This window comes from Paenibacillus residui (assembly GCF_042677205.1).
Classification (GTDB): domain Bacteria; phylum Bacillota; class Bacilli; order Paenibacillales; family NBRC-103111; genus Paenibacillus_L; species Paenibacillus_L residui.
The window spans coordinates 1-6,455 of record NZ_JBHTIU010000099.1 but is presented as its reverse complement, the minus strand read 5'-3'; the positions used below and the strand labels follow the sequence as shown (position 1 = coordinate 6,455).

6 protein-coding genes are annotated in these 6,455 nt (G+C 52.7%); all 6 read left to right on the top strand.

Annotated elements, in window-relative coordinates:
• Positions 1-508 precede the first annotated feature (508 nt).
• The 6 genes from ACFQ03_RS23385 to ACFQ03_RS23360 all read left to right on the top strand — a co-directional run bounded on the left by ACFQ03_RS23385 (position 509) and on the right by ACFQ03_RS23360 (position 6,094).
• Positions 509-2,113: an ABC transporter substrate-binding protein gene (locus tag ACFQ03_RS23385; RefSeq protein ID WP_379291333.1), complete on the top strand. Its 1,605-nt coding sequence runs from the start codon at positions 509-511 to the stop codon at positions 2,111-2,113.
• Complete coding sequence (locus ACFQ03_RS23380; RefSeq protein ID WP_379291331.1) at positions 2,106-3,083, top strand: ABC transporter permease; 978 nt, start codon at positions 2,106-2,108, stop codon at positions 3,081-3,083. The genes ACFQ03_RS23385 and ACFQ03_RS23380 overlap by 8 nt, the downstream gene beginning before the upstream one ends.
• Positions 3,070-3,882, top strand: coding sequence for an ABC transporter permease (locus tag ACFQ03_RS23375; RefSeq protein WP_260982036.1), 813 nt, complete (start codon positions 3,070-3,072; stop codon positions 3,880-3,882). Before ACFQ03_RS23380 ends, ACFQ03_RS23375 begins: the two co-directional genes overlap by 14 nt.
• A 17-nt stretch (positions 3,883-3,899) precedes the next feature.
• Complete coding sequence (locus tag ACFQ03_RS23370) at positions 3,900-4,748, top strand: ABC transporter ATP-binding protein (protein WP_379291328.1); 849 nt, start codon at positions 3,900-3,902, stop codon at positions 4,746-4,748.
• A complete protein-coding gene (locus ACFQ03_RS23365; protein ID WP_379291326.1) occupies positions 4,705-5,547 on the top strand; it encodes an ABC transporter ATP-binding protein in 843 nt (280 codons plus the stop codon). The genes ACFQ03_RS23370 and ACFQ03_RS23365 overlap by 44 nt, the downstream gene beginning before the upstream one ends.
• A gap of 133 nt (positions 5,548-5,680) precedes the next feature.
• Positions 5,681-6,094, top strand: a complete 414-nt coding sequence (locus tag ACFQ03_RS23360) for a DUF3842 family protein (protein ID WP_144934790.1) — start codon at positions 5,681-5,683, stop codon at positions 6,092-6,094.
• The last annotated feature ends 361 nt before the right edge of the window (positions 6,095-6,455 follow it).

Sequence of the window (6,455 nt, the reverse complement as noted above, 5' to 3'; positions counted from 1 at the left end):
GTCGCCTCCCTAAGAAATACAATAATATATTGTAGGGTAGGACTCCAGTTTCGTTAGGGGGCCGTGGAGAAAGTACATTTAGAATCGTGGTTTTTTGCTGAAATCGCCCTTTTCGTCCAAACTAGCTGTAGTTTTTCCATTTAGTTTCCGTTCTTTCGCTCTAGCAGAACAATCTAAATGGAGGAAATCCAGTTAGATGCGCCATTCCGTTTGCACGGCATCAGCAGAAAATGAAAATAGACGGATTTTCAAGGTAGATGCCTACTACGGCGCGCGGAATTATCCAGGTAGATGCCCATGACGGTGTACGGAATTACCCCGTTAGATGGCCACGACGGTGCATGGAACGGTGCGCAGGGTTATCCAAATAATGGAAACGGGTGGGCTTATTTTCAAGATTGCCGCTACAGCCGTGTCGGAAACGGCATTATTTTGACAAGCTACCTAATGTCATCAAAGTTTTTGTTTAAAATTGGATAGAAACAACACAAAGGAGAGCAACCTGACTGTGAGAAAACAGAGTAAATGGATTGTCATCGCTTTACTGGCTTTAGCCATGCTGCTGCAGGCCTGCGGGCAGGAGGACGGGAAGCCTGCAAATTCTGCCAACCCCGCCAACGGAAAAGCCGACCCCGCAGAATCGGCAGGAAACACGTTAATTTACGCGGCGGAAACGGAGTTTGACAAGATCAATCCGGTGCTGGAGGATACCGTAGATATTAATAACCTTATTTTCCGAGGATTGATGCGCTTCGACGAAACGAACACTCCCCAGCCCGATATGGCCGAAAGCTACGAGATTTCCCCGGACGGCCTCGTGTATCAATTCAAGCTTAAGCAGGGAATCCGGTTTCACGACGGCCAGGAACTGACCGCCGAAGATGTCGTCTTCACGATAAGCAGCATTCTGGATGAGCAGGTTCAATCGGTCGTTCGCTCGGAATTTGTCCAAATCGATTCCATTGAAGCCGTCCATGACCATGAAGTGAAAATTACCCTTAAGCAGCCTTTCCCGCCGCTTCTGGACAAGCTGACCATCGGCATCGTGCCGAAGCATGCCTTGGACGGTCAGGATATGAATACGGCCGACTTCAATCAAAATCCTATCGGCACCGGCCCATACCGGTTCGTGAAATGGGATAGAGGCCAGAGCGTCACTCTGCAGGCCTACCCCGAATATTACGGCAAAAGGGCCTCCATCGACCGGGTCATCGTCAAGTTCGTCCCGGACAGCAGCGTGCGAATGCTGCAGCTCGAGACCGGAGAGGTCGACATGGCTTATCTGGAGCCTAGCGCGGTCGAGAAAATGTCCAAAAACGACAAGATTGCCATCTATAAATCTCCGTCCGCCGACTACCGCGCCATGATGTACAACATGAACTTTGAATTGTTTCAGGACGTCAATGTCCGCAAAGCTTTAAATTACGCTGTCGATCGGGCCGCCGTCGTGGATGGAATCCTGCTCGGCTACGGGGAGCCTGCCTATTCCCCCCTGCAAATGAATAAATTCGCTAACGAACAAATTGAAAAATACGAATACAATCTAGACAAAGCGGATGAATACCTGACGGCAGCCGGCTGGATTCCGGGCAGCGATCAGATAAGGGTGAAGGACGGCAAGCGGCTGGCCTTTACGATTACGGCACCTTCATCCGACCCGGTTCGCGTCCAATTGGCGACCTACCTCGCTTCCCAATTGAAGAAAATCGGGGCCGACGTCAATGCGGCCGCCTTGGATTGGAGCGTCATCGATATTTCGAAGACGGAAGCTTTCATGCTCGGCTGGGGCAGCCCTTTCGACGCGGATGACCATACGTACAGACTGTTCCATTCCAGCGAGATCGGCTCGGGAACCAACTACGGTTCTTATTCCGACCCGGCTGTGGACAAGCTGCTGGAGGAGGCCCGGACGACGGCGGACACCGTGAAGCGGGAGGAATTATACAAGCAGTTCCAGCAAGCTCTGGCCGAAAACCCTCCATATATTTTCATCGCTTACCAGCATGCTCTGTATGGGGTTAATCAGAAAGTGAAAGGAATCAAGATCAAGACCTTGGGGCACCATGGAGCCGGATTCCTGTGGAACCTGGAGGAATGGACCCTTCATGATTAACCGGTTTCTTCTCAGTCGCCTGGTGCAAGGGATTCTGGTCCTGTTTATTGTGAGCGTGGTCTCATTTTTCATTATGGACTCGATCCCGGGCGACCCCGCTCTTGCCCTATATGGGAATCAGGCTCAGAAGCTGACGCCGGAGGAGAGAGAACGGCTGAACCGGAGCTTCGGCATGGATCGGCCCCTGCATGAACGATATACCCAATGGCTTGGGCAGGTCCTGCAGGGCGATCTCGGGAAATCTTACCGGGAAGGCCGGGATGTCTCTATCATTCTGAAGGAACGGCTTCCGAATACCCTTCTCTTGTTCGCTTGTTCCATGCCTCTGATCATTTTATTTTCCATGATTTGGGGGATCAAGGGCGGGCTGCACGAAAACTCGCTTTGGGACAAAGGGTTGTCCACGGCGGGCATCTTCTTCGCCTCCATCCCTTCCTTCTGGTTGGCCATTCTGGGAATCTATATTTTCTCTGTCTACGGGGGCCTGCTCCCTTCCTCCGGAATGACCAGCCTGCAGGGAGGCGGAGGCTTCCTGGACAGGCTCAGGCATCTTGTCCTTCCCGTGTCGGTATTGACCGTAACCCATACCGGACTGTATGCGCGTTTTCTACAGGAGAAAATGATCGAAGAGAAAAACCGCCCCTACGTACTCGCCGCCAGAGTCAATGGAATGCGGACTAAAGATATCGTCCGCGGCATAGTGACCAATGCTCTCGTTCCCTATGTCAATTACTTGGGACTAACCGTCCCTTCCTTCTTCGGCGGCACGGTCCTGCTCGAATCGGTGTTTGCCTGGCCCGGTCTCGGCGACCTGCTCGCCAAATCCGCCCTAACCCGGGATTATCCGCTATTGATGGGAGCCATTATGCTGATCGGTCTCCTGGTCGTACTCAGTATCCTGATCACGGATCTCGTTTCCTTTTACCTAAACCCTAAGCTCAGGAGGTTGGGCGCGAATGATGTTCAATAGCCGGGGACTTTACTTATGGGGAGGCCTGCTGCTGGCCGTATTGATGCTGTCTCTGCTGGCTCCCTTCTTCACCCGTTACGATCCGGTCGAGGTGGATCTTCATTCGGTGTTCTCTCCCCCGGACAGTAACCACTGGCTGGGTACGGATCATCTGGGCAGAGATGTGTGGTCCAGACTATTGTACGGCGGCAGGGCTTCCCTCGCTGTGGCGTTCGTGTCCGTCCTTATCTCTTCCATAATAGGAGTTGTCTACGGTGGGATCAGCGGCTATATCGGAGGATGGATCGATCAGTTTATGATGCGAATCCTTGAGGCTCTGCTGGCGATTCCTACCTTAGTTATTATTCTGGCCATGCAGGCCTTCGTTCAAGGCGGAATCTGGAGCCTGATCTTAATCATCGGCTTGACCGGATGGATGCCCGCGGCGAGAGTGGTCCGCTCCCAGGTGCTGGAGCTGAAGGGTCAAGGCTTCGTGCAGGCGGCTTATTTGCTCGGAACCCCGGCCTGGAAAATTTTTAGTATCCATTTACTGCGGAACAGCTTGGCCGGGATTTTTGTCATTACGGTGTTTCAATGTGCCGGTGCGATCTTTACCGAGGTTTCCCTGACCTTCCTCGGGATCGGACTCCCTCCGGAGATGCCCTCCTGGGGCAATATGTTAAGCTTTGCACAGAAGGATATTCTGCTTGGAGCCTGGTGGGTGGCGCTGTTTCCCGGGCTGATGATCGTCCTCACCCTGCTGTCCATCAACTTCATCGGGGAATCGTTAAAAAGAAAATTCGGCTACAGGGGAGGATAACCGGGAAAGGATGCCTTATGAACGACAACGATGTTCTTCTTCAAGTTAAAAATTTAACCGTTACGCTTCCGGGCAAGTCCGGGCAGAAGGTTCGCCTGTTGAACAGGCTTGAATTCGACCTGAAAGCCGGCCAAATCGTTTGTCTCGTGGGCCGCAGCGGCAGCGGCAAAACGATGACCGCCCTCTCGCTCGTTCAGGAGGTTCCTTCCGGAGCCGTTCTCACGGGGGAGGTGCGTTTTCATGGGGAGGACCTGCTTCGCTTGCCTCAGGAACAGCGGAATCTTATCCGGGGAAAACGAATCTTCACCATTTTCCAGAACCCGATGAATTCCTTCAATCCGTCGATCCCAATGGGTAAGCAGCTGTTTTCTTATGCCCGCAGCTACGGTCAGGCGGATAAATCCGCCTTCTATGCGGAGATGATTCGCATCCTCGAGAAGCTGAATATATCGGAGCCTGCCTTGCGACTCAAGCAGTATCCTTTTCAACTAAGCGGAGGCATGCTGCAGAGGATGCTGATCGGGCTGGCTATCTGGACCCGGCCGGAGGTGCTGATCGCAGACGAGCCGACGACCGCTCTCGATCCCGGCATTCAGAAAGAAATTCTGCAGCAATTCCGGCTGATCCGGGACAGTTGTGGCACGGCCATTCTATTGATCACACATCATTTCGGCGTGGTGGCCGAGCTGGCTGACCATGTTCTCGTTCTACAGGACGGCACGATCATTGAACAGAATGACGTATTCTCCCTGTTTGACCGGCCCGAGCATCCGTACACCCGGGCTCTGCTGCAAGCATCCTACGGCGAGGAGGTGGTTGCCGATGCTGCTGGAAGTGAAGAACCTGACGAAAATGTATCGCAATGACATGTCCCTGTCCTTGTTTCGGCCTTCGGCGAGGCGGGAAAAAGCGGTAGACGGGGTTACTTTCCATATCCGCAAGGGGGAACTAGTTGGCTTGGTGGGCGAAAGCGGCTGCGGCAAATCTACGCTGAGCCGACTTCTGGTTAAGCTAGAGCCTCCGACGGGAGGCGACATCCTCTTCGAGGGCCAGCGGATCCATCCCCTGCGGGGGGCCGCTCTTAAGGATTTCCGCAAAAGCTGTCAGCTCATTTTTCAGGATACGGCTTCTTCCTTGAATCCTTCTCTTAAAATCAGAACTTTGTTGAGTGAGCCGCTGGACAATTATTACTCTCTTACGAGGGCCGAGAAAAATCGGAAAATCAGCGTCCTTATGGATAAGGTCGGCCTCCGTACAGAGCTGTTAAACCGTTATCCCCGTTCATTAAGCGGCGGTGAGAAGCAGAGGATCAGCATTTGCCGTTCCCTGCTGCTTGAGCCGAAGCTGCTCATTTGCGACGAAATCGTCTCCAGTCTGGATGTGACCTCCCAAGCCTCCCTGCTCCGGCTGTTGAAGCAGCTCAATCGGGAGAGCGGGCTTGCTCTTCTATTCATTTCCCACGATTTAGAGGCCGTCCGGAAGCTGTGCGACCGAATCCTCGTGATGGACAAAGGGAAGATCGTCGAGGAAGTGAAGAATGCGGAGGAGCCGGTATATCGGCATCCTTGTACCGCCCGCCTGTTCTCCTCCTTGCTTGTGAATCACCCGAAGGAGCGTATGACGCCGTCCCCCGCTTCTGATATAATCGGTATGGAACCTGACTGACAGGGAGGCATCCGTCCTGGATTCCCTGCCCGGAATATGACTGAGCCTTGGCTGTATTCGATTGTGCGGACATGGCGCAGGAAGCAAAAGTGCCGGACAGATACATACCTATTTCGAAATTATTGGAGGAACCATGAGAATTGCAGTCGTCGACGGACAAGGGGGCGGAATCGGCAAAGCCCTTGTCGAGAAGCTGAAGCAGGAGCTGCCGGATATTCACGTCATTGCTCTGGGAACGAATGCGCTGGCCACCTCTCTTATGTTAAAAGCGGGAGCCAATGAAGGCGCCTCGGGAGAGAATGCCATTGTGTTCAACGCCCCCCGGGTCCAGATCATCGCCGGAGGCATAGGAATCATCGGGGCCAATTCGATGCTTGGCGAGCTGACCCCGCTAATGGCCAAGGCCATCTCGGAAAGCCCCGCCCGCAAGGTGCTCATCCCCTTCAACCGCTGTCACCTGCATGTCGTGGGCGTGAAGCCCGTCTCTCTGCCGGAGCTGGTGGAAGAAGCGGTCTCCTGCATCAAGCAATTATGCGGGGAAGTATGATGGGGACATGCTTGCGCGGAATTTCCATTTAGTGAGGATTATGTGCGTCGAGGTTCCATTTTATGGTGATTCTGTGCGTCAAGATTCCATTTTATGGGGATTATGCGCGTCAGGATTTCGTTTAATAGGGATTTGCTTCATGGCGATTACACTTAATGGAAATACAGTGGAACTTTAAGACTCCCCCATATATTCTAAGTGGATTTCATACAGTTAGATTTCTATATTCGGGAGAAATATGAACACTAAATGGAAAACCTACAGCTAGTTTGCGCAAAAAGAGCCTTTTCGCCCAAAGTTGCCCATTTTAACTGTAGTTTATCCAGTTAGTTTGATCATTTTCGCCCATTCGCTTGAATCT